At 71.0% G+C, this 22557-nt stretch carries 21 protein-coding genes and 2 pseudogenes; 13 read left to right on the top strand and 10 right to left on the bottom strand.

Annotation, left to right across the window (positions count from 1 at the left end):
• Nucleotides 1–28: 28 nt before the first annotated feature.
• Complete coding sequence (locus OG194_RS46110) at nucleotides 29–949, bottom strand: NAD-dependent protein deacetylase (protein WP_327406707.1); 921 nt, start codon at nucleotides 947–949, stop codon at nucleotides 29–31.
• 216 nt (nucleotides 950–1165) lie between these two features.
• Between OG194_RS46110 and OG194_RS46115 the strand changes: the two genes are divergently transcribed.
• From OG194_RS46115 to OG194_RS46140, 6 genes are all read left to right on the top strand, one after another.
• A complete protein-coding gene (locus tag OG194_RS46115) occupies nucleotides 1166–1708 on the top strand; it encodes an EF-hand domain-containing protein (RefSeq protein ID WP_327406708.1) in 543 nt (180 codons plus the stop codon).
• 756 nt (nucleotides 1709–2464) lie between these two features.
• The gene (locus OG194_RS46120) at nucleotides 2465–3808 is read left to right on the top strand and encodes an aminomethyl transferase family protein (protein WP_327406709.1); all 1344 of its coding nucleotides are present in this window, start codon (nucleotides 2465–2467) and stop codon (nucleotides 3806–3808) included.
• 35 nt (nucleotides 3809–3843) lie between these two features.
• Nucleotides 3844–4716: a methylenetetrahydrofolate reductase gene (locus OG194_RS46125; RefSeq protein WP_327406710.1), complete on the top strand. Its 873-nt coding sequence runs from the start codon at nucleotides 3844–3846 to the stop codon at nucleotides 4714–4716.
• Complete coding sequence (gene purU, locus OG194_RS46130; RefSeq protein WP_327406711.1) at nucleotides 4713–5618, top strand: formyltetrahydrofolate deformylase; 906 nt, start codon at nucleotides 4713–4715, stop codon at nucleotides 5616–5618. Before OG194_RS46125 ends, purU begins: the two co-directional genes overlap by 4 nt.
• A 107-nt stretch (nucleotides 5619–5725) precedes the next feature.
• Nucleotides 5726–6628, top strand: coding sequence for a bifunctional 5,10-methylenetetrahydrofolate dehydrogenase/5,10-methenyltetrahydrofolate cyclohydrolase (locus tag OG194_RS46135; RefSeq protein ID WP_327406712.1), 903 nt, complete (start codon nucleotides 5726–5728; stop codon nucleotides 6626–6628).
• 100 nt (nucleotides 6629–6728) lie between these two features.
• A complete protein-coding gene (locus OG194_RS46140) occupies nucleotides 6729–7655 on the top strand; it encodes a LacI family DNA-binding transcriptional regulator (RefSeq protein WP_327406713.1) in 927 nt (308 codons plus the stop codon).
• Nucleotides 7656–7894: 239 nt separating this feature from the next.
• Here OG194_RS46140 and OG194_RS46145 read toward each other — a convergent pair whose 3' ends face one another.
• Entirely contained in the window at nucleotides 7895–8194 is a 300-nt protein-coding gene (locus OG194_RS46145) for a hypothetical protein (protein WP_327406714.1), read from the bottom strand.
• 200 nt (nucleotides 8195–8394) lie between these two features.
• A pseudogene (locus OG194_RS46150) lies at nucleotides 8395–8886 on the bottom strand (carbohydrate binding domain-containing protein); the annotation flags it as partial.
• A 791-nt stretch (nucleotides 8887–9677) separates the two neighbouring features.
• On the opposite strand from OG194_RS46150, the gene OG194_RS46155 reads away from it, so the two are divergent.
• Nucleotides 9678–10253 carry an RICIN domain-containing protein gene (locus OG194_RS46155; protein ID WP_327406715.1) on the top strand — a complete coding sequence of 192 codons (576 nt, stop codon included), beginning with the start codon at nucleotides 9678–9680 and terminating at the stop codon, nucleotides 10251–10253.
• Nucleotides 10254–10875: 622 nt separating this feature from the next.
• On the opposite strand, the gene OG194_RS46160 is transcribed toward OG194_RS46155, so the two are convergent.
• The 4 genes and pseudogenes from OG194_RS46160 to OG194_RS46175 form a co-directional block, all read right to left on the bottom strand.
• Nucleotides 10876–11898, bottom strand: coding sequence for a DNA-directed RNA polymerase subunit alpha (locus OG194_RS46160; RefSeq protein ID WP_033280953.1), 1023 nt, complete (start codon nucleotides 11896–11898; stop codon nucleotides 10876–10878).
• A 357-nt stretch (nucleotides 11899–12255) separates the two neighbouring features.
• Entirely contained in the window at nucleotides 12256–14001 is a 1746-nt protein-coding gene (locus OG194_RS46165; RefSeq protein ID WP_327406716.1) for an ABC transporter ATP-binding protein, read from the bottom strand.
• Nucleotides 14001–14657, bottom strand: a pseudogene (locus OG194_RS46170) (ATP-binding cassette domain-containing protein); the annotation flags it as partial. The pseudogene OG194_RS46170 and the gene OG194_RS46165, both read right to left, overlap by 1 nt.
• Before the next feature lie 33 nt (nucleotides 14658–14690).
• A complete protein-coding gene (locus OG194_RS46175) occupies nucleotides 14691–15026 on the bottom strand; it encodes a hypothetical protein (protein ID WP_327406717.1) in 336 nt (111 codons plus the stop codon).
• A 133-nt stretch (nucleotides 15027–15159) separates the two neighbouring features.
• Between OG194_RS46175 and OG194_RS46180 the strand changes: the two genes are divergently transcribed.
• The 5 genes from OG194_RS46180 to OG194_RS46200 all read left to right on the top strand — a co-directional run bounded on the left by OG194_RS46180 (nucleotide 15160) and on the right by OG194_RS46200 (nucleotide 19442).
• A complete protein-coding gene (locus OG194_RS46180; protein ID WP_327406718.1) occupies nucleotides 15160–16179 on the top strand; it encodes an MDR family NADP-dependent oxidoreductase in 1020 nt (339 codons plus the stop codon).
• A gap of 30 nt (nucleotides 16180–16209) precedes the next feature.
• A complete protein-coding gene (locus OG194_RS46185) occupies nucleotides 16210–16650 on the top strand; it encodes a MerR family transcriptional regulator (protein ID WP_327406719.1) in 441 nt (146 codons plus the stop codon).
• 427 nt (nucleotides 16651–17077) lie between these two features.
• Nucleotides 17078–18391, top strand: coding sequence for an NtaA/DmoA family FMN-dependent monooxygenase (locus OG194_RS46190; protein WP_327406720.1), 1314 nt, complete (start codon nucleotides 17078–17080; stop codon nucleotides 18389–18391).
• 71 nt (nucleotides 18392–18462) lie between these two features.
• Nucleotides 18463–18807: an MFS transporter gene (locus OG194_RS46195; protein ID WP_327406721.1), complete on the top strand. Its 345-nt coding sequence runs from the start codon at nucleotides 18463–18465 to the stop codon at nucleotides 18805–18807.
• Between the two features lie 20 nt (nucleotides 18808–18827).
• A complete protein-coding gene (locus OG194_RS46200) occupies nucleotides 18828–19442 on the top strand; it encodes an ABC transporter ATP-binding protein (RefSeq protein WP_327406722.1) in 615 nt (204 codons plus the stop codon).
• Nucleotides 19443–19534: 92 nt separating this feature from the next.
• On the opposite strand, the gene OG194_RS46205 is transcribed toward OG194_RS46200, so the two are convergent.
• Nucleotides 19535–20458, bottom strand: coding sequence for an NADP-dependent oxidoreductase (locus tag OG194_RS46205; RefSeq protein WP_327406723.1), 924 nt, complete (start codon nucleotides 20456–20458; stop codon nucleotides 19535–19537).
• Nucleotides 20459–20461: 3 nt separating this feature from the next.
• A complete protein-coding gene (locus tag OG194_RS46210) occupies nucleotides 20462–20950 on the bottom strand; it encodes a nuclear transport factor 2 family protein (RefSeq protein WP_327406724.1) in 489 nt (162 codons plus the stop codon).
• A gap of 113 nt (nucleotides 20951–21063) precedes the next feature.
• On the opposite strand from OG194_RS46210, the gene OG194_RS46215 reads away from it, so the two are divergent.
• A complete protein-coding gene (locus OG194_RS46215; RefSeq protein ID WP_327406725.1) occupies nucleotides 21064–21894 on the top strand; it encodes a LysR family transcriptional regulator in 831 nt (276 codons plus the stop codon).
• A gap of 181 nt (nucleotides 21895–22075) precedes the next feature.
• On the opposite strand, the gene OG194_RS46220 is transcribed toward OG194_RS46215, so the two are convergent.
• Nucleotides 22076–22378 (bottom strand): DUF6086 family protein, encoded by a 303-nt coding sequence (locus OG194_RS46220; protein WP_327406726.1) that lies wholly within the window; start codon nucleotides 22376–22378, stop codon nucleotides 22076–22078.
• Nucleotides 22379–22557: the final 179 nt, after the last annotated feature.

Below are 22557 nucleotides of genomic sequence, written 5' to 3' on the forward strand. Positions count from 1 at the left end.
CCGGTGAACCCGGCTTCGGCCAAGGCCGTCATTCAGACAGACCTGTTCCTCGGTCCGCCGGCCCGCCGACCGGGATGCCGAGCCGGTCGGCGACGGTGGTCAGTCCCGTTCCCAACGGCAGGGCGACCCGGGTGCGGGCGTGCGGGTCGCCCCGGGTGGGGTCCCGGTTGACGATCAGTACAGGCTTGCCCTCCTGCGCTGCCTGACGGACGAACCGCAGCCCGGACATCACCGTCAGCGACGAGCCGAGGACCAGCAGCGCGGTCGACTCGCGGACCAGCCGCCGGCACAGCTCGACGCGCTGCGGCGGAACCGCCTCGCCGAAGAACACCACGTCCGGTTTGAGGACGCCCCCGCAGTCGGCGCACGGCACGACGCGAAAGTCCCCGACCTGCGCGTCGGTGAGGTCCGCGTCGCCGTCCGGGTTGATTCCGGCCGCGACCGGTTCGAAGCCGGGGTTCGCGGCCTCCAGGCGCCGGGCGAGTTCGCGGCGCGGGCTGATGGCACGGCAGGAGAGGCACACGACCCGGTCCAGGCTGCCGTGGAGTTCCACGACGCCCTCGCTGCCGGCGGCCTGGTGCAGGCCGTCGACGTTCTGGGTGATCACGCCCGAGACGTGGGCGTCCCGGGCGAAGGCGGCCACCGCAAGGTGTCCGGCGTTGGGGCGGGCCCGCCCGAAGGTGCGCCAGCCGAGGTGGCTGCGCGCCCAGTACCGGCGCCGCGCGTGCGCGCTTGCGGTGAAGTCCTGGTAGGTCATCGGGGTGTGCCGGCTCAGGCTCCCGCCCTCGCCCCGGTAGTCGGGGATGCCCGACTCCGTGGAGATGCCCGCCCCGCTGAGCACCAGCACACCGCCGGCGCTCAGCGCGTCGACGACCGGCTCCAGGTCGGTTGTGCCCGGCAGCAGATCCGCTGTCGCGGGGGTCCAGCTCAGGGTGGGGCGCATGCGCATGCCGCCAGGGTACGGAATCGGCGGCGGCGTTCGGCGGGCGTGGACGGTTACGGGGGACGATCCTTCATCCGCCGCGGGCAAACCGGCGCCCGGCGCACCGGGCAGGCGCGTGGGCGCGCGGGTGCCCGCCGTGGTGAGCGCGAGCGCCGTTGCGGGGCGGCCGGCCGCGGAAAGCATCTCCTCACTACTGAAGTACTGCGAGCGAGGAGACATGTGATGTCCAGCGAGTTCCAGCGGACCAAGCTCCGGGCCATGTTCGAGGCGTTCGACGCGGACGGCAACGGCTATCTGGAGGAGGCGGACTTCGCGGCCCTGGCGGACCGCTGGGGCCGGCTGCCGCGGGTGAGAGAGGGATCGGAACTGGCGGCGCGCGTGGACGGCGTACTCAAGGGCTGGTGGCAGCAACTGTCGGACACCGTGGACACGGACCGGGACGGCCGGATCGACATGGACGACCTCCTCGCCATGGTGGACCTGCTGCCGACCATCCCCGAGGCCGTCACCGCCACCGCCGACACCATCTTCGACGCGGTCGACGAGAACGCCGACGGGCGCATCTCGCGCGGCGAGCACCAGCGGCTCGTCGACACCTGGCACGGGCGGCCCGTGGAGACCGGCGGTGCCTTCGACCGGCTCGACCAGGACGCCGACGGCTACCTCAGCCGCCCCGAGTTCGCCGCGCTGTGGACCCAGTTCTGGATCAGCGACGACCCTGCCGAACCCGGCAACCTGATGTGCGGCCCGATCAGCGCCGGGTGAGCCACCGGGCGCGGCCGTTCAGAGCCGGCCGTGGCCGCCCGCCTGCCTGGCGAGTCGCATACGGGTCATGGCCCCGGCGAGGGTCATCACCCGCTGGATGAGGCGCTGGACGGTGCGTCGGCTGAGCCCTATTCAACGGGTGACGGCCTTGTCCACGATGCCCGCCACCGGTAGGGAGAGGATGCGGCGATCGGTGCCGGAGAGCGCCTCGCCCGCCTGCGCGTCGGCGACGAACGGAGCGGTGCCCGCGGCGCTGACGTCGTGGGGACCGCGGTCTCCCGGTAGCGCTCGAAGAGCGAGGTGAGCGCCTCAAGGTCCGCCGCCTGCGCATCCGCTGGGAGATCCGGGGCGGCGCGGCTTCACGGGCGTCGTTCATCCGCGCACGGGCGCCGACGCGCCTGTGCACTCGGTCGAGGACCCACACATGAGGCAATCGCTCCTTCGCGGCCCTTGGTACGCGGTGCCACCCGCACCAGGACCAGAGCGGCTGTCCATCGCCCGACCGGAACTCGGTCTGTGCGCCGCGCACCAGGAGATTGCGCACCGTGAACGACCGCCCGCGGATCAGCACACCACGCCCCGATGACGGCAGGTGTCGACCGGTGGTCGCGCACCTCGATCGCACGCAATGAATGCGGAACCAGCACCTCGCCCGAGTGGGACCGCTCTGCTAACTTCGCTAGATCGATTTAGTAGGGAACTTACTAGATCGATTTAGTTCTCCCGGGACAGACAGCCACGAAACAAGGAGCCGCTATGGCAGCCCCCTCCCTTCAGGACGGCATCGAGAAGGCCGGTTCGCCGATGAAGCTGCTGTGGCAGCCGAACGCCGAGCCGTGGACCCCGGAGGTCGTCGAGCGCGAGTACACGGGCTGGCGTCAGGAGCAGGCCGCGTGGCACGAGGGCGTGGCCCTGCTCAACCTCTCGCACCACATGTACGACATGTGGATCGAGGGCCCGGACGCGACACGGGTGCTCGCCGACCACGGTGCCAACAACTTCGAGAAGTTCGCCGTCGGCCAGGCCAAGCAGTACGTGCCCGTGACCCGTGGCGGCCACATCGTCACCGACGGGATCCTCGCCCGCGAAGGCGAGGACAAATACCTGCTCAGCGGTGTCCCCGCGGCTCAGCACTGGGTCCAGTACCACGCGGAGAAGGGCGGCTACGACGTCGGCTTCGTCACCGACCCCTCCTCCGCCTTCCGGCCCGGCGGCGCCGACCCGAAGCTGTTCCGCTACCAGATCCAGGGTCCGTCGGCCGTGGAGTTGGTGGAGCGGGCTTTCGGCGGTCCGATGCCGGAGACGAAGTTCTTCCACTCCAGCCCGGTCGTCCTCGACGGCCGCCCGCTCCGTGCCCTGCGCCACGGCATGGCGGGTCAGGCCGGCTTCGAGTTCATCGGCCCCTGGGAGCACGCGGCGTACGTCCACGAGACGTTCCTCAAGGCCGGTGAGCCGCTCGGCCTGATCCAGGTCGGCGCCCTGGCCTACACCACCCCCAGCGTGGAGAGCGGGTGGATCCCCTCGCCGGTGCCCGGCATCTACACCGACCCCGAACTGCTGGAATACCGCAGGCACCTGCCCCTGTTCGGCATCGAGGGCAAGCGCCCGCTGAACGGCAGCTTCTTCTCGGAGGACATCGAGGACTACTACGTATCGCCGTACGAACTCGGCTACGGCAAGATGATCTCCTTCAACCACGACTTCGTGGGCCGGGACGCCCTGGCGAAGGCCAAGGGCGAGACATGCCGCACCAAGGTCACCCTCGTCCTCGACCCCGACGACGTGCGCACGGTCGTCGGCGAGGGACAGGACCCCGGCTTCGTGCTCACGTACGCACGCCACCGGGTGGAGACCGGCGCGGGTCTGGTCGGCGTCACGATGCAGAGCGCGTCGATCGATCCGGTGGGTGCCGTGCTGGCACAGACCCTGATCGACTCCGAGCACTCCGCCGCGGGCACCGCGGTGACGGTGGTCTGGGGCGAGCACCCCGGTTCCGGCACCGACCCCGAGGCCGACCTGGGCTTCCCCCGCATCCGCGCCACCGTCCAGCCCTCCCCGTTCAACGAGCACGCGCGCACCCTCTACCGCCGCGACCGCTGACGCGACCACCTCCCGGCAGAGCGAGAGGACAGACGATGAACCCCGCGAGCACGGCACGAACAGCGGTCGGCACAGCGCTCCTTGAGGACTTCTCCCTGGAGATGACCGGGAAGGACATCCCCAAACTGGAAGCAGCCCACGACACCATTCCCCAAGGCACCCGCATCAACATCACCTTCCTCGGCAACGAGGATCTGCCGATGCGCCTGCGGGCGGCCCTCGCGGTCAAGCGGCTCGGCTTCGTGCCCGTGCCGCACATATCCGCCCGGCGCCTCGGGTCGCGCGCCGACTTCGAGCAGTTCCTGGCCGGTCTGCGGGCCGACGGCACGTCCGACGACGTGTTCCTCGTCGGCGGGGACCCGACACACCCCGAGGGTTCGTACGCGGACTCCCTGGCCCTGATCGACACGGGGCTGCTGCGGGAGTACGGCGTTCGGCATGTCGGCATCGCCGGATACCCGGAAGGCCACCCGGTGATCGACGGGGAATCGCTCTGGTCCGCGCTGCGGGACAAGCACCGGGCGCTCGCCGCCCAGTCCCTGGAGGGCGATGTCATCACGCAGTTCGGGTTCGACGTCGACCCGGTGCTCACCTGGGTGGAAGAGGTCCGCGACCGGGGCATCGGCGTCCCGATCAGGATCGGTGTGCCCGGGCCCGCCGGAGTGCGCCGGCTCATGGCGTACGCGGCCCGTTTCGGGGTCGGAACCAGCGCGTCCGTCGTCAAGAAATACGGGTTCTCGCTGACCAACCTCATGGGCACCGCGGGACCGGATCGCTTCCTTCGCGACCTCGCCGCGGCCTACGAGCCCGCCCGCCACGGCGACCTGAAGATCCACTTCTATACGTTCGGCGGGCTCAAGGCCACCTCCGACTGGGCCGCCCGCTTCCGGAAGGAAAGCCTCGCATGACCCTCACACAGGACGCCCCGGCCCGCACCGCCATGGGCAAGCCGCTCGCCCAGCAGGCGTCGCTGATCGTGCAGGGTGCCGACGCCACGGGCATCGTCGCGGCCGTGACCTCCGTCCTCAGCGGCCACGGCGCGAACATCGTCTCCCTCGACCAGTACTCGGACAACCCGCAGGGCGGCGCCTTCTTCCAGCGCACCGTGTTCGGCCTGGACAGCCTCCAGGCCGCGCTGCCCGCGCTGCGGGCCGAACTCGATCAACGCCTGGTCGAGGGGTTCGGACTGAGCTACACCCTGAGGGACATGTCCGTACCCAAGCGGGTCGCGATCTTCGCGTCCAAGTCCGACCACTGTCTGCTCGACCTGCTCTGGCGCCACCGGCAGAGCCAACTCCCCGTCACCGTCGCCATGGTGATCTCCAATCACCCCGACGTGGCCCAGGAGGTGCGCGGCTTCGGCATTCCCTTCTTCCACGTCCCCTGCCAGGGCGCGGACAAGTCCGCCGCCGAGGCGGAACACCTGCGACTGCTGAAGGGCAACGTCGACTTCGTCGTCCTGGCCCGCTACATGCAGATCCTCTCCGGAGACTTCATCGAGGACGTCGGCGTCCCGTTCATCAACATCCACCACTCCTTCCTGCCGGCCTTCATCGGCGCGGGGCCGTACGCCAAGGCCAAGGAGCGGGGCGTGAAACTGGTCGGCGCCACCGCGCACTACGTCACCGAGGACCTCGACGAGGGGCCGATCATCGAGCAGGACGTCGTCCGCGTCACCCACGCCCACACGGCCTCCGACCTCACCCGCCGAGGCGCCGACGTGGAACGCGCGGTCCTCTCCCGCGCCGTGCTGTGGCACGCCGAGGACCGGGTCATCCGCGACGGCAACCACACCATCGTCTTCGCCTGACGGCGGACTGTTCTCCGGCACGCGGAACCGCCCGGTGCGGACCCACCCCTCTCACCCGGTCTCACTCGGGCGAATCGTTCCTCACGACAAGAAAGCGGTTCGCCTCCATGACCACCATGATCGACGGCACCAGGATCGCCCGGCGGATCCGCGCACAGGTCGCCGCCGAGGTCGCAGCGGCCGCGGGAGCGGGCGGAATCCCCGGCCTCGCCACCGTCCTCGTCGGCGACGATCCGGCCAGTGCCGTGTACGTCGCCGCCAAGAGACGTGCCATCGGGGAAGCCGGTACACGCGACTTCCACCGCCCTCTGCCTCCGCACGCCACCCAGGACGAGGTGGCCGCGGTGATCGACGAACTCGCCGCCGACCCGCAGGTCTCCGGCATCCTGCTCCAACTCCCGTTGCCCGCGCGGCTGGACGCGGTCGCGCTGATCGACCGTATCCCCGTCACCAAGGACGTCGACGGCCTCACCACCGCCAGTGCCGGCCTCCTCGCCCGAGCAGAACGCGGACTGCGCCCCTGCACACCCAGCGGAGTCGTCGAACTCCTGGACGCTGGGGGCGTTCGGCTCAGGAGCGCCCGCGTCGCCGTGGTCGGCTGGGGCGAACTGGTCGGACGGCCGCTGACCCAGCTCCTGCTCCGGCGCGGAGCGATCGTGTCCGTCGCGCACGAGTTCACCGCCGAACTCCCGGCGGTCACCCGCCCCGCCGATATCGTCCTGGTCGCCACCGGAGTCCGCGGGCTCATCGGACCCGAACACGTCCGTCCCGGCGCCGTCGTCATCGACGTCGGTGTCCACCGCACACCGTCCGGTTTGACCGGCGACGTCCGCTCCGCCCAACTCGACGGCATCGCTGAGCGCATCACCCCCGTTCCCGGCGGTGTCGGCCCCACGACCATCACCATGCTCATGGTCAACACGCTGCGCGCCGCCCAGTGGAGCGTCGAACACGAGAACGTCGTGGCGCGGGAAACGAGCGGGAGGAGCCGGAACACGCCGGCCGCGTAGGCTGTCCTCTGTCGCTTAATCGTTCTAGGAATCGGATACTGCTTCGGTGAGGCCGCTCGTGGACGGGCCGTGCCGACCTACGGACAGGGAGCATGCCGATATGGGCCGTTCCGGCCGGGTGACCCTGAGCGATGTGGCCAAGGCGTCCGGTGTGTCGCGGGCGACCGTGAGTTTCGTGCTGAACGACGACCCACGGCAGACGATCTCCGGCGCGACACGGGAACGGGTCCTGGAAGCGGCTCGGGAACTCGGCTACGTCCCGCACGGCATCGCCCGTGCGCTGCGCGAGGGCTCGTCGCGCATCGTCGTGCTCAACGTGGACTGGGGCATCGAGGGCAACTTCTCCCGCAGTTACGTCCGCGGCCTGGACGAGGAGCTGGCCCAGCACGACCATGTCCTGCTCGTCCGCCACGGACACGCCGCTCCCGAAGCAACGCAGAAGATCCTCGACACCATCGTGCCGCGGGCGGTGTTCAGGCTGGGCGAGGTCTACATGCGGGGCCACGGGCCCATCGAGGAGGACTGGGACAACGGGTTCGCCGCCAACGCGGCCCTACAGATCGGCCACCTCGCCGAACGGGGGCACCGCAGGATCGCGCTCGCCATGCCCGACCATGATTTCCCGCTCACCGAGGCTCGCCTCGGATTCGCCCGGGAGGCCGCCAGGCGCCTGGAACTTCCGCCGCTGGAACGGCTGGTCGTGCCGCGGCCACGGGAAGCCGGCGCGGTCGCCGTCGAGGCGTTTCTGGCAGCGCACCCGGACGTGACCGCCCTGGCCGCCTTCGACGACGACATAGCGCTGCGGAGCCTGACCGCCCTGCACGACCTCGGGGTGCGCGTGCCCGAGGGCATGGCGGTGATGGGCTTCGACGAGACCGAGTACGGCTCCCTGTCCACGCCCGCGCTCACCACCGTCCACATCGACGCCGAAGTCCTCGGACGGATCGCCGCCCGAGGCGCCCTCGGGATCGACACGGAGGGACTGGCCCCCGTACCCGCCCGGGTCGTGGTCCGCGCGTCGGTGTGACCGTGACACTCCGGTGAACTCATCCAACAGTCCACCGGTTGCCCTCCTGATCACGTTGCTCTTCTGCCTCGCGCCGCACCGATCTCGCCGGGGCAAAGCCAGTTCACGAACGGGTTTCTGTTGTTCGCCGGCGCGATCGCGGTCGCCGCGTCGCTGATCCCCACGGGCAAGCGCCTCGACGAGGCCGAGGCCGGCCAGGCGGCCTGACCAACTCCCTTACGAACAGAGCGCGTTGCACGTCACTCGGCCGGCTCCTGCGCGGAGCCGGCCGAAGCGGCAAGCACGCGGGTGAACGTCTCGGCGATCGCCGCGATATTCACGGACGGGTCGTGCATTTCCCGAGTCCGCCGCCTTCCGGCACCTGCGCGACTTCCGCCGGTCGGCAGGGTGGCCGCCGCGTTGCGGGACCGCTCGCCTGACTGGGGATGGTCGAGGATCGCGTCCGGCGCGTGGATCGCGTGCTCGGTTTCGCCGTCTCCCTGCTCCGATGCTTGCCAGTGTTCCTCGATCGCGGCACGGGTGCGGATATCGGGGTCCATCGCATGGTCCCTTCTGCGGGCGGGCGAAAACGATCCGGGGCTGTCACCACTGCGACCCCCGGGCGCCGGACCTGGCCTGGGCACACAACGGCAAGAGCGTGGACCGTCCGGCCAAAGCAGGCCTGGCCACCTGGCCACAGCCCCCACCCGCCGGGAAGGACAACCCTTGTCGGTGTGGAGGGGTTCGCTCAGGGCCGAGTGCCGGCACCCGGCCCGTTCAGGGTGATGTCGTCGGCGTAGTAGGTGCCCTGCGCGTACCAGCCGTGGACGTAGATGGTCGCGCTGGTCTGGGATGCCCCTGTGGTGAAGGAGACGGTCAGTTGGCTGTAGGTGGAGGGGGAATTGGTCCAGGTGGAAGTGCCGCCGTCAACGCCCAGGTAGACATAGGAGCCCCGGACCCAGCCGCTGAGTGAGTAGGTGGTGTTCGGCCCTACCGCGACGGTCTGTTCGCACTGCGCGGTGTCGCGCGAACTCACCCTCCCCTGAAGGGCTTTGGAGCCCGTGTGGACGGGGGAGGCGACGACCGATCCAGGGTTGCCGGGGCAGGTCCACGGCGAGACCCTGCCCGACTCGAAGCCGGGGTTGGTCAGGACGTCCGAGGCCCCGACCGCGCTCGGGGCGGCCGACGTCGGGGCCGCCGAGGCGCTTGCCGGGGGTGCGACCGGGGTGGTCTTGGTGGGGCTGGGGATCAGGAGGGAGCAGCCGAAGCCGACGACGGCCGCGGCGGCGACCGCGATCACCACGGCCGCCCGGCGCTGTCCGGGACCCAGGCGCGGGCGGTCCACGGGACGCGGCGGCCGGACGTCGCCGTAGGGAGCGGGGAGTTCCTCCGTCCTGCCACCGGGGACGGGCGGGAGTTCTTCGGTGTCGTCGCCGGTCGGGGTGTGGGGGACGGGCGCGGCCACGGTTGCGTGGGTGCGGTAGTCCTTGTCGTGGCGTATGTCGTCGAGCAGTTGGGCCAGGGCGTCGGTGCGGCGTGGGCGCAGTACGCGGATGGGCTCCAGCGCGGTGCGGTCGTCCGGTGAGTCGGAGGCGGATGGTGTGGGCACGGTGCTTTCCTTCCGTCCCGTGGGAGGGACCGGATCTGTCCCCGCGGAATTGATACGCAACGCCCGCGCCGGAGGTTCAGCCGGTGCACCGCAAACGCCAGGGCGCGGTGTTCGGGCAGAACCGCACAGCTCGTGCGCGGGGAACCGGCCCGCTTCCCTCGTGGCCCGCTGCGGCCGGGTACGGATCCTGTCGTTCCTGCCCGGACCATTGATGAACTCTCAGAGCGGTTCCCCCGGGCGGATGCCCTGGAGTTCGTCCCCGGCGACTTCTCGCCGAATGAGGCCCCGCACGGCTGGCGAGCGCTGGCCGGTCCGCTGAGCGGAACAGAGGGCGACGGCGGACTTTCGGCGGAACACGCTGTCCACGAACAAGGCGATATCGGATTTCGCTCATCGGATATCGGGTTTCCGGTCGACAAGTCAGAGGAGTCACGATGATGAAGATCCCAAACAGGATCACTGTCCTGGCGGCGACGTTGGTGAGTTGCGCGGGCATGGTCACGTTGGCGACGGGGGCAAGCGCGGCCACGCCGACCGCGGACTCCACGGCGGGCATCTCCGCCCGGGTCACGGCCGCAGCGGCTGCGAGCAGCTATCACACGATCAAGAACATGGCCTACGCCCAATGCGTGGACGCGCCCGGCGGGGTACTCAACGTCAGACTTCAGCTGGCCAACTGCAACGGTTCCAGCACCCAGAACTGGGCGTTCGTGTCGACCGGTGCGGCGGACACGTACTACCTGGTGAATCAGGCGAGTGGGTACTGCGCCGAGGTCAACAACGGCACCAGCGTTCCAGGAGAGGCCGTCGACGAATACTTCTGCGACGGGCTGGCGTCGGAACAGTGGGTCGAAACCGCCGCGATCGTCGACCAGAAGGTCGGCGCGAAATTCAGGCACGTGGGCACCAACCTGTGCCTCGACACGGTCGGCAGTACCGGCAGCCAGCTCATGCAATGGAGTTGCGACGACGCACACCCGGCAGCGGCACAGGCGTGGACCGTGAGTTAGGCCGATTCTGACAAGCCTGCCGCTCACCGTTCGGCGGGCGAGGAAGAGACACCGGACGGCCTGCCGGCTGTGGATCCCGCCCGTCCGGTGGGACCCCGGCCGGGGTCGCCGGCCTGCGGTGGGCCGACACCGCGGGAACGGTCGCTGGTACGTCAACATGGTCGTGCGCGCGGAGGATCTGGAGAACTTCCGGGTCAAGGGTGTCTACAGCGAGGCTCTGGTCCGCAGCCTCAACGGCCACCAGCACAACCCGGCCGCCCCGCGGACCCTCCAGAACCCGTGGACGCGCGAGCGGGCCCAGAGCTGGCCGGGCGGCTGCAACGGCCACCGGGAGCCTCTGTTCATCACCCGCGGATGTCCGTTCCCGACCCACCGCCGGCGGAACTCCAGATCGACGGTGAGACGCTCCACCTCGCCCACTTCGGCACCAGGGGAGCGCGCTACAGCCGTACGCCCCCACTCGCGGAATGGACCCGCGAGCCCTGCGCGGGACGTTCGAAAGCCTCGCCAGGGTCCGTGCGCCGGCGCGGAGCCGGCCGAGGTTTCCCTCCGGGGCGGGAACAGTGTGGAGGTTTTCCTGTCCCCGTCCGCGAAGTGTCACCAAGGCCGGCGCAGCGCGGCATCAGTACTGCTCGGTCTCCACGAAACCGGCGTCCACGTCGTCGTCGGCACCGTAGGTGTCGGCAGCGGCGGACAGGTTCAGTCCGGGCGGGCTGTCCTTGAGGCCGAGGCCCATGCCGGCCAGCTTCTCCTTGACCTCGTCGATGGACTTCGCACCGAAGTTGCGGATGTCCATCAGGTCGGCCTCGGAACGCGCCAGGAGCTCGCCCACGGAGTGGACGCCCTCGCGCTTGAGGCAGTTGTAGGAGCGGACCGTGAGCTCCAGCTCCTCGATCGGCAGGGCGAGATCGGCGGCAAGGGCGGCGTCCGTCGGGGACGGGCCCATGTCGATGCCCTCGGCGTCGATGTTGAGCTCACGCGCCAGACCGAACAGCTCCACCAGGGTCTTGCCGGCGGACGCCATGGCGTCACGGGGACGCATGGCCTGCTTGGTCTCGACGTCGACGATCAGCTTGTCGAAGTCGGTGCGCTGCTCGACACGGGTCGCCTCGACCTTGTACGTGACCTTCAGCACGGGCGAGTAGATCGAGTCGACCGGGATGCGCCCGATCTCCTGACCGACCTGCTTGTTCTGGACGGCGGAGACGTAGCCGCGACCGCGCTCGACGGTCAGCTCCATCTCCAGCTTGCCCTTGCCGTTGAGCGTGGCGAGGACGAGATCGGGGTTGTGCACCTCGACACCGGCCGGGGGCGCGATGTCGGCGGCGGTGACCAGACCCGGGCCCTGCTTGCGCAGGTACATCACGACAGGCTCGTCCTGCTCACTGCTGACGACGAGCTGCTTGATGTTGAGGATCAGGTCGGTGACGTCCTCCTTGACGCCCGGCACGGTGGTGAACTCGTGCAGCACTCCGTCGATACGGATGGACGTGACCGCCGCACCCGGGATCGAGGAGAGGAGCGTACGGCGCAGGGAGTTGCCAAGGGTGTAGCCGAAGCCCGGCTCCAGCGGCTCGATCACGAACCGGGAGCGGAACTCGTCGACGACCTCTTCGGTCAACGAGGGGCGCTGAGCGATCAGCATGCGGTGTTGCCTCCAGTGGTTTGGCGCCCGCTATGTGACGCCGTAGACACCACGAAGCCTACGGGGCGGCGCGGGCGATACGGGCTCCGCCGTGGCCGAACCGCCCGTCTCCCTGACCTGGCGAGGAGACTTCGGGCTGTTTGCAGCCGCCCGCCACCCCCACCCACAACCGTTTCCGCCTTGCCCATGTCCTCAGCACTCGGGTGCGCGGGACGGGCAGGTATGGATGTGAGGTCAGGGTCGGCTGATGTCGTGGTCATGGAGTATATGCGGCTCCAAGATCGCATCGAGCAGCGCGGGGTGGTGCGGGGCGTCCGGGATCTCGCGGAGCCGAGTGGGATGGGTGAGGGTGCCTGGTCACCCGTTGCCGCGTGACCAGGCGGCCCACAGGCGGGCGTACACCCCGCCCGCCGATCGCAGCTCGTCGGGGCGCCCCCGCTCGATGACCCTGCCGCCGTCCATCACCACCACGACGTCGGCGGTGGCCGCCTGGGACAGGCGGTGGGCGACGACCACCACGGTACGGCCCTCCGCCGTGGCCTCGTCCATGACGACCACCTCGCGGTCGAGCAACAGGACGCGGGCCAGGGCCAGTTGCTGTACCCGGCGCGGGGTGAGACCGACGCCTCCGGTGCCGACCGGGGTGTCCACGCCGTCCGGGAGCGCGTCGACCCACCCTGTCGCGTCTACGGCGCCGAGCGCGGCGGCGAGGTCCGACGCCGAGGCGTCCCGGTGGGCGAGACGGAGGTTGTCCGCGACGGTCCCGAGGAACAGGTGATGTTCCTGGGTCACCAGCATGATCCGGCGCCGCCCGTACCGCGTGGGGGCGGTCAGGTCGGCGGTGCCGGTGCCTCCGAGGGTGACCCGTCCCGAGGTCGGGAGGCGCAGGCCCGCGATGAGGCTCGCCAGCGTGGACTTCCCCGAACCCGTGGCGCCGACGATCGCCAGCCGCTTCCCGGCGGGCAGTTCGAGCCGGACGCCGTGCAGCACGTCGGGGCCGGTGCCGTAGCGATGATGGACGTCCTGCACGACAAGTGCCGTTCCTGGACGGCCCATTGGGCCCTGCGGGCGTTCCTCAGGTGCGGGTCCGCCGAGTGTGACGCCGACGATCCTGGCGAGGCCGGCCGCCGCCTGCTGCACACTGTCGAATCTGCCGAGCATCAGGTTGACGGGGTCGAAAAGCCCCACGAAGAACAGGGCGGCCGTGGTCGCCGCGCCCACGTCGGCCGGCCCCGCGTGCACCAGGACGTACGCCGAGACCAACACCGCGCTCAGGCCGAGGAGTTCGGCGCCGTTGAGTCGGCCGTAGAACCTCGTCGCCGCGTGCGTGGCCCGCAGTTCGTACGTCATCGCCTCCGCCGAGGCCGCTTCCACCCGGGCGTACCGGCCCGGGCCGAGGCGCAGTGCCCGCAGCGTGGGCAGCGCGGCGAAAGCGCCGAGCAGCGCCGAGGCCCGGCGTCCGTCGGCGGTGCGGCCCGCCGCGTAGAGCGGTTGCGAGGTGCGCGGATACCAGCGCAGGGCGTACGCCTGGAGCGGCACCGCGAGGAGCGCCGCGAGCGCGAACCGCCAGTCCAGTGCGGCCAGTCCGACGAGGGTCGCGGCGATCGTCAGCGCCGCCGCGACGAAGTCGCCCAGTGCTCCGGACGCCACCTGTGACACCCGGTCCACGTCACCGGAGACCCGGGACACCAGGTCGCCGGTACCGCCCGTCTCGACGATGTCCACGGGCAGGGCGAGCGCCGCCGTGACGGCGTCCTCGCGCAGCCGGGCGGCGACGGGCCGCACGAGCCGGGCCGACAGCACGGCCGCGCACCAGCGGGTCACGGCACCGGCCGCGGCGGCCCCCGCCAGGAGCAGCGCCGGGCCGACCAGCGCACCAGGGGCACGCCGGTCCGCGATGGCCTGGGTGATACGGCCGATGGCCGTCGGCCCGGCGAGCGCGAGGGCGCTGTCGACCCCCGACGCGGCGACGGCGGCCCACAGCATGAGCCACCTGCCCTGAAGCGCGTCCCCAAGCCGGGCCCGTCTCTGCCGAGCTGTGGCCACCGGCAGCAGTGGCGCCGGAGTGAGGGGCTGCCGGGTGGCGGCGCGTGCGGTGGTCATCAGGCCGTGGTCCTGGGGGTGTTGGGCTGCGGGGGAGTCGGAGTGGCGCCGGGGTGCACGGCCGTTGGGCCGGTGCTTGATCGACTCGCCTTGGTCTGCGCGGGAGTTGGACCTGCGCTTGGTGCAACAGATGGGAAGGGCACGGGAGATGGGCCGACGCTCGGTGCGGTCGTCCTGGGGTGCGCGGGTGTCGGATCGGTGTTCGGTGTGGTCAATTCGGGGCGCCAGGGTGTCGGATCGGCGCCCGGTGCTCCGGCGGCATCCGGAACCCGCCTCCCCATCGCGGACATGTGGACGACATGATCGCAACGCGCCAACCACGCGGGGCTGTTGGTGACGACCAGCATCGTGCGACCCGCCCTCGCCCCGCGAACCCGCTCGGCGATCGCGTCCTCCGTCACCGTGTCCACGGCGGTGGTCGGTTCATGCAGGACCAGTACCGGCGGCCGGGCCGCGAGCGCTCGTCCGAGTGCGACGCGCCGGCGCCGGCCGCCGGAGAGCAGTTCGCCCCGGTCGCCGACCGAGGTGTGCGCGCCTTGCGGTGTCGCGGCGACGACCTGGTCCGCGAAGGAGGCCCGGGCCGCCTCGTTCAGGGCGGGGACGTCGTCAGCGAGCGCGGCGAGGTTCTCGGCGAGTTCGGTGGCCCGTGCCTGGTGGGCCTGTTCGGTGGTGCCGGTGCGGCGGAGCGCTCAAGAGAGGCGGTTCTGCGCGATGAGCAGACAGGCCGTGCCGAGCACCACGATCGCCGCGAGCCCGACGGAGATGTGCAACAGGAGGAGAACCGAGCCGAGCAGCACCACCGTCGCGGCCACGGTCGAGGCGACCGTACCGGCGAACGCGCCGACCCGGTTGGTGTCGGCCGACGCGCGGCTGAGCAGGTCGCCCGGCGACAGCGTGACCCCGCCGTCCGGGCGCAGCACCTGTGCCGTGAGCCTCATCCGCAGCCGGTGCTCGGTGTGCTGCTCGGCCCGGGCCGAGGCGCGGCCCTTCGACGGCAGCCACGACCACGACAGCGCTCTCTCCACCTCGGCCCTGATCGACGAGGGGGATCGACCGGGCGGCCCGCTCCGACTTGACCTTGACGTGCGCGTCAACTCTTAACGTCGGTGGGCGCCGCACACGGTGTGCGGCCGTCGACCATCCGTCAGGAGCCCGTAGATGTCTCCGTCGAACATCCCCGCCACGCACCGCGAGGTCCGACTCGCCTCCCGTCCCCAAGGCGCCCTGGAATCGCGCCACTTCACTGTGGCGGAGGTCCCCGTCCCGGAACCGGGACCCGGGCAACTGCTGGTCCGCAATCGGCTGATGGGCGTCGCCGCGTCACTGCGCACCCTGATGGGGGAACAAGCGGGGCTGCCCCTGCCGTCGTTCGAGGTCGGCGGACCGCTGTCGGCGCCGGCCGTCGGAGAGGTGGTCACGGCCCCCGAGGGCGGGACCCCGCACCCCGGCGATCTGGTGTCGCACTGGGCGGGGTTCCGCGAGTACGCCGTGGTGGAGGCCGACGCGGTGCAACCCGTCGACCTGACGGTTCTGCCGGACCCCGTGGCGTACCTCTCGCAGGGGCCGGCGGCCTGGATCGGCGTCGTCCGGGGCGCCGAAGTACGCGACGGGGACACGGTGTTCGTCTCCGGCGCGGCGGGCGGACTCGGCACCCTGGCCGGGCAGTTCGCCCGGATGCGCGGAGCCGGCCGGGTCATCGGCAGCACCAGTTCGCAGCGCAAGGCCGACTACCTGGTCGAGACGCTGGGCTTCGACGCGGTTGTGCTGCGCGGAGCCGAACCCATCGAGGAGCAGCTGCGCAAGGCGGCCCCGGACGGCATCGACGCGGTCGTGGACAACGTCGGCGGTGAACAGTTGCGGGCCGCGCTCGTCCTGGCCCGGCCCGGTGCCCGGGTGGGGCTGATCGGAGCGCTCTCCGCACAGGTTCCGGGCGAGAACTCGGCGCCGGTCGAGATCGACACGTACTCGCTGATCGTGCGCGGGATCCAGCTCCGCGGCATCAGCGGCGCGCGCCACCGGGACGCGCTGACGGAATACGAGGAGACGTTCGGCCGTTGGCTCCGCGAGGGCTCGGTCACCGTCCCGCACACCCGCCTGTCCGGAATCGACCAGGCACCGCGCGCCCTGATGGAACTGCTCGAAGGACACCACATCGGCACCGTGGTCGTGGAGTTGTAGTCGTCGGCCACCCGACTCCCGGAGGACGGAATGCGTATCGGCGACGCGGCGGCGGCCGTGGGTGTCACCACCCGAACCCTGCGCTACTACGAGCAGCGCGGACTGATCACGGCACGGCGTACGGCGTCGGGACAGCGGGAGTACGAGGAGGAGGACGTACGCCGACTGCACGCCGTCCGCGAGCTGTTGGACTCCGGCCTCACCATCGGCGACGTGCGTCTCCTCATCGACATCCTCGACGCGCTGCCCGGCCGCCCGGAGGTGCCGGCGGTCCACACGGGGCCCTACGCGGAGACGTGCGTCGTCCCTCAGGTGGCCTTCCGGCGACTGGCCGAACTCGACGCGCGTATCCGGGGGTTGACGGAGGTACGGGACCGCCTGGCAGACCGGCTCGACGTACGGTTCGGTGTCCTGGTCGGCCAACTCATCGGCCTGGACGTCCCCTTGAGCGACGCCCCCGCCGGTTCCTGACACGGACGCTACCGAAGGTCCGCACCCAGGCGGGCTTGCGGCGCCGGGCGGCGACGGGAGATCATGCGCGTGCCCGGCGGGCGCCCGACGCGAGCCCGAAGCGCCCCAGCGCCGAGGCACCGCAGGTCGCCGACGTCAGGACGGAGGGGAGTCACCGTGAGGACATCACCCCTCGGTCCGGTCCGCACCGCGGCTCTGCTCCCGGTCCGCACGAAGCGCCGGCACGTCGACCTGTGCAGCACCCACACCGCGCTCTGTCGCTGACCGGTCCGACCGGCTCTCTCCCGGCAGGCCCGCGCCTCTCTCGCGCCTGACCGGTTTCGACCTCGCGTGTCCGGGCGTCGGCCCGCACCCGGGGAACTCCGTCACCCCACCACGCCACCGGCCGCGACGACACCGGCACCGGTGAGACGAGAACGGACGAGTCATGAGCGCGAAACAGCCCCGGACGCTGAAAACCGTCACCGGAGCTGGCGGCACCTCGGAGACCTACGACCTGGCCGTCGACCCCACGCGGTCCACGCTGGACACCGCTGTCCGGGTCGCGAAGCTCGCCGAGGCGGCGAGGATCGACGCACTGTTCACCGCCGACCTGCTCAGCTTCGACGCCCAGGGCGCGATCGGCTCGCAGGAGCCCCTGGTCTTCGTGTCCGCCCTGAGCCAGGTGACCTCGCGCATCGGCCTGATCGCCACGGTCTCCACGACCTTCCACCACCCGTTCAACCTGGCCCGGCTGTTCGGCACCCTCGACCACGTGAGCAACGGGCGGGCCGCCTGGAACCTGGTGACCTCCTCGATCGGCGAGGAGAACTTCGGCCCCGGCGACCTGCCCAGCCCCGAGGAGCGCTACGCGCGCGCCGCCGAGACGCTGGAGGTGGTCAACGCGCTCTGGGACAGCTGGGAGCCCGGTGCGCTGACCGTCGGTGCGGACGGCCACGCGGTGCTGCACCGGGACCGGGTCCACCCGATCCACCACTCCGGGACGTTCTTCGACGTGGCGGGCCCGCTCAACATCCCGCCGCTGCCGCAGCGCCGCCCGGTGCAGATCCAGGCCGGGCAGTCCGAAGCGGGCACGGCACTGGGCGCCCGCTACGCCGAGATCGTCTTCACCTCGCTCCCGACCCTCGACCACGCGGTGGACTTCACCCGGAACATCCGTGCCCAGGCGGGGGAGTTGGGAAGGGCCGACGGTCTGCCGCTGATCTTCAGCTCGTTCCACGCCACCTACGGCGCCACCGAGGAGGAGGCGCGGCGACTCGTCCGCGAGAGGCGGGAGTCGATCGACTTCGAAGGCGGCCGGGCCCGGGTGGCCGACATGCTCGGCGGCGGAGTCGACCTCTCCGAGTTCCCCCTCGACTCGACGCTGCCGGAGAGTCTGCTGCCCGACGTCACGTCGGTGAACCGCCGCCGCGGCCGGGTAGACATCTTCACCGGCTACGCGCGCCAGGGCTACACCTTGCGCGAACTCGTCGTCGCGGCCCAGGACACCGGGCACTGGGCCGCCGCGGGCACCCCCGAACAACTCGCCGACGCGGTCGAGGAACGGTTCAGGGCGGGCGTGCTGGACGTGATCTCCCTGAGCGGCCTCGCCGATCCGCGCCAGCACGACTTCGTCGTCAACGGCCTGCTGCACGAACTGCGCAAACGGAAGATCGTCGCCGCCGACTACACCGGCCTCACCCTGCGCGAGAACCTCGGCCTCGAACTGCCGGCCCGCGACGCCTCGACCGTCCGGTCCTGAACCGGGAGCGGCCGCACCCGCCGTACAAGGAGGAGAACGTGCTGCTCGACCAACCGCTCCGGCACGCCTGAATGCTCCCCGGAGACGACCGTGCCACCCGGCACGTCCTGCTGGTGTGCAGGGCGGCGGGGGCAACCACCCTGCTGGACCAGGCAGTTCTGAACATCGCCGTCCCGAGCATGCGGCACTCGCTCGGGGCCGGCGCGGCGGACATGCAGTGGATCGTGGCCGGTTGCTCACTGGCCTTCGGACTCGCCCTCGTCCCCGGGGGCGGCCTCGGCGACCTGCACGGACGCAAACGGCTCTTCCTCGTCGGCATGGCCGTCTTCCTCCTGGCGGGAGTCGCGGCCGCGACCGGCTGCGGGCCGGGGACCGTGATCGGCGCGCGGCTGGTGCAGGGAGCCTCCTCGGCCTGACCGAACCCGACGCGGGAACGGTGTGGTTCGACGGCGTCCCCTGGACCGGGGTCCCCGAGCGCGCACGACGACCCCTGAGGCACCGCGTCCAGGCCGTGCAACAGGACCCGCTCGGCTCCTTCGACCCCCGCTTCGACGTGGAGCGGGTGATCGGCGAGGCCGTGGCTCTCGCCGGACCGCGACACGGACGGGCCCGCCGGGCGAGGGTGGCCGAACTGCTCGACCAGGTAGGGCTGTCGGCATCGGTACTGGACCGCCGCCCGCGTGACCTCTCCGGCGGTCAGCGCCAACGCGTCGCCATCGCCCGTGCGTTGGCGCCGGCCCCCGACGTCATCGTCTGCGACGAGCCCGTCTCCGCACTCGACGTCTCGGTCCAGGCCCAGATCCTGGACCTCCTCGCCGACCTGCGCCACGACACGGGCGTGACGCTCCTGTTCATCTCCCACGACCTCGGAGTCGTCCACCACGTCAGCGACCGGGTGCTGGTCATGAGGGACGGGCGGGTGATCGAGTCCGGCGACGTCGAAGCGGTCTTCACGAGCCCGAAGGAGGACTGCACGAGAGAACTGCTCGCGGCGGCGGTCCCGGGAGCCCCCCGATCCGACGACGGACCGCCCACCGCCGACTCGGCCTGAAGCGTGGCAGGGCCACAGACCGACTGAACCGTCGGATCACGCTTCCCGTCCTCGGCCGGTGACGATCCGCACGGGACCAGGGCCGGCGCGGCTCAGCCGATCTCGACGACGACCTTGCCGGTGACGTTCCCGGTGGCGAAGGCACGTTGCGCCTCGGCCGCCTTCTCCAGCGGGAAGACCGCGCCGACACGCACGGAGAGCAGGCCGGCCTCGGCCAGTGCGGTGACCGCGGTGAGGTCGGCGCGGTCCATGCGGGCGAAGACGTCCATGGAGCCGGGAACGCCGGGTTCGGCGATGGACGCCAGTCTGCCGCCGGACCGTGCGGCCCCCGCCGACGCGGCGAGGGCACCACCGCCGATCGTGTCGAGCACCGCGTCCACGCCCTCAGGGACCAGGCTGAGCACCCGGTCGGCCAACCCCTCGCCGTACACGACCGGTTGGGCGCCGAGCGCACGCAGGTAGTCGTGATCGTCGGCCGATCCCACACCGATGACACGGGCACCCTGGGCCACGGCGATCTGCACGGCGACGGAACCCACGCCCCCGGCAGCCCCGTGCACGAGTACGCTCTCGCCCCGCCGCACCGCGAGCGCGTGCACCAGTCCCTGGTAGGCGGTGAGCGCGGCCAGCGGCAGCCCCGCGGCCTCGGTGAACGACATGGTGCCGGGCTTGTGCACCACGCCACGCACATCCGCTGAGACCAGTTCGGCGAACCCGCCGTGCGCACGCTGTACGTCGCCGCGGACGTACGCGATCACCTCGTCACCCGCCTCGAACTCGGGCGCCCCGGGCCCGGACCGCTCCACCACACCGGCGATGTCCCAGCCGGGCACCACCGGGAAATACGTCTCTACGGCACTGTCCAGCGCCCCCGCCTGGATGGCGGCGTCCGCGCGGTTCAGCCCCGCGGCCCTGACCCGGATCAGCACCGAGTCCACGTGGGTCTTCGGCTCGGGAAGCTCGGTGAGCTCAAGGACCTCCGGTCCGCCGTAACGGCGGTACACAACGGCTTTCATCGCTCAGGTCCCCGGGATCGCCATCGGCATGTCGATCAGGACGCGGTGCGCGACGATCTTCCACTCGCCGTCGACGCGGCGCAGATCGGTGTCGTAGTAACCGGACTCGACGGGCCGGGCGGTGCCCTGCGCCCCGAAGACGCCCTCGGGCCAACCGGCGGTCGGACGGGAGGCGGCGCGGACCTCGAAGACCACGAACTGGGCGTTCATGTGAGCCCGGTCGCCGTCGACCTCGACGAGGTGGTCCGACGTGACGTGGTGACTGGAGCCGCCCTCGGGGTGCGGCGCCATGAAGTTGTCGACCGCGTACCGCACACCCGAACCTCCGACGATCGGCTCGCCGACCGGTTCATAGGCTTCGTGGCCGGTCTTGGCGAAGATTTGCGCGGTCGCGTCGTCGGTGAAGAGGGCGCCCTGGCTCCTGCCGTCGCGTCGGTCGGTGGCGCGGACATAGCGGGCCAGGACCTCCTGGACCTTGCGCTCGTCGCTCATGCTTCGCACGTTCCCTTCGTTTCCCCGATACGAGTACTGCTCCTGATCCGAGTGGATCACCGGACGGGGGCGAGAGCCATGAGGGTTCCGGCAAGGATGGATACCCTGGAGGTATGGATCGTCTGGAGACCCGCGAACTCGCCTACTTCGTCGCGGTTGCCGAGGAACTGCACTTCGGAAGGGCCGCCGAGCGCCTCGGCATGGCCCAGCCCCCGCTGTCCCGCGCGATCGGCCGCCTGGAGCGCCGCATGGGGGTACGGCTGCTGGAGCGCACCAGCCGCCGCGTCGCGCTCACCGACGCGGGTGCCGTGTTCCTGGATGAGAGCCGACGACTGCTCGACTCGCTCGACGCGGCCGTGCGGCGGGCCCAGCGCGTACGGCAGCCCGGCCGGCTGGTGATGGCGGTACGTCCCGGCACCGCGTCCGGGCTCATCGCCGACCTGGTCCGCTCCGCCGAGGTCGGCAGCCACGACGTCGTCTTCGCGCACGACCGCCCGGCCGCCCTCAGGGACGGCAGGGCCGACGTCGCGCTGCTGTGCCTCGGCACCGACGACCTCACCGGCCTGCGGACCGCCCATCTGACCGAGGAGACGGCCTTCGCGCTGGTGCCGCGCGACCATCCCCTGGCCGGGCGCACTACGGTGACGGTCGCCGAACTCCGCCAGGACGCGACCTTCGACCCCGAGTGCCCACCGCTCGGGCTCGACGAGATCCTCGACCGGGTCGTCCTCGGGCGCCTGGTAACCGTCGTGGGTTCGGGCGCCGCCGAACGAGTCCCCGCCGAGGTGACCGCGGTACCGGTGTCGGACCTCCCGCCCACGCGCCTGGCCCTGGCATGGCCGGAAGAGACGTCCCGCCCGGCCATCACCGCTTTCGTGCGGTCGGCCCGCGCGACCGAGGCACGGAGGGCGCTCGACGCGAGGGACGTCTCGGTGTCGATGTAGGGGGAGCGAGAGTGGCGGCTGTCGTGAGTGGGGCTTCGGTCGGGATGGGCCGGCGTGAGGTGGAAACGGCAGGCTGGTTAAGGGTGTTGGGGCGGTGTGGGGTGGTCAGGGCTCCGGGCGCGCCGATTCAGCGGGCCATCGACCGGTCGAGGTCCCCTGCCCGGCTGTCCGGTGCGGGCGTCTACACCTCGATTCCGGCGCGCCGCGCGAGTACGACCGCCGTCCCCACGAAGCCCTCGGAGAGCGCGAGGGCCACGGAGTGCCCTGTTCGGGAGTGCCAGGCGACCAGGTCGTGTATGAACTCCGCGTAGGCGATCGGATCGACTTCGAGTGTGTCCGGGTCGCCCCAGTGCTTGCCCTGGCCGATTCCCGAGGGCAGGTTCAGCTCTGCCTCGAAGACCTCAAGCTGTCGTAGGAAGAGGCGTCCGGCACCGTTCGACGGGTTCCAGAGCGTCTCGTCACCGATGTCGAAGTACATGCTCATCGTCGATCCCCCTGCTCAACAGCCCCTCGGCGAAGACTAGAAGACCGGGTGGGTAGCGGTCACTCGGGTATTTCGGTGCCTGGTGGTGCTTGCCGGGGTTTGCGATGGGCGCCCGTCCTCCGAGCGAACAGGCGTCCATCGGGTCTGTTGAAGAGAGCGAACGTCAAGCCGCGACCCTG

The organism is Streptomyces sp. NBC_01288 (assembly GCF_035982055.1).
Taxonomy (GTDB): domain Bacteria; phylum Actinomycetota; class Actinomycetes; order Streptomycetales; family Streptomycetaceae; genus Streptomyces.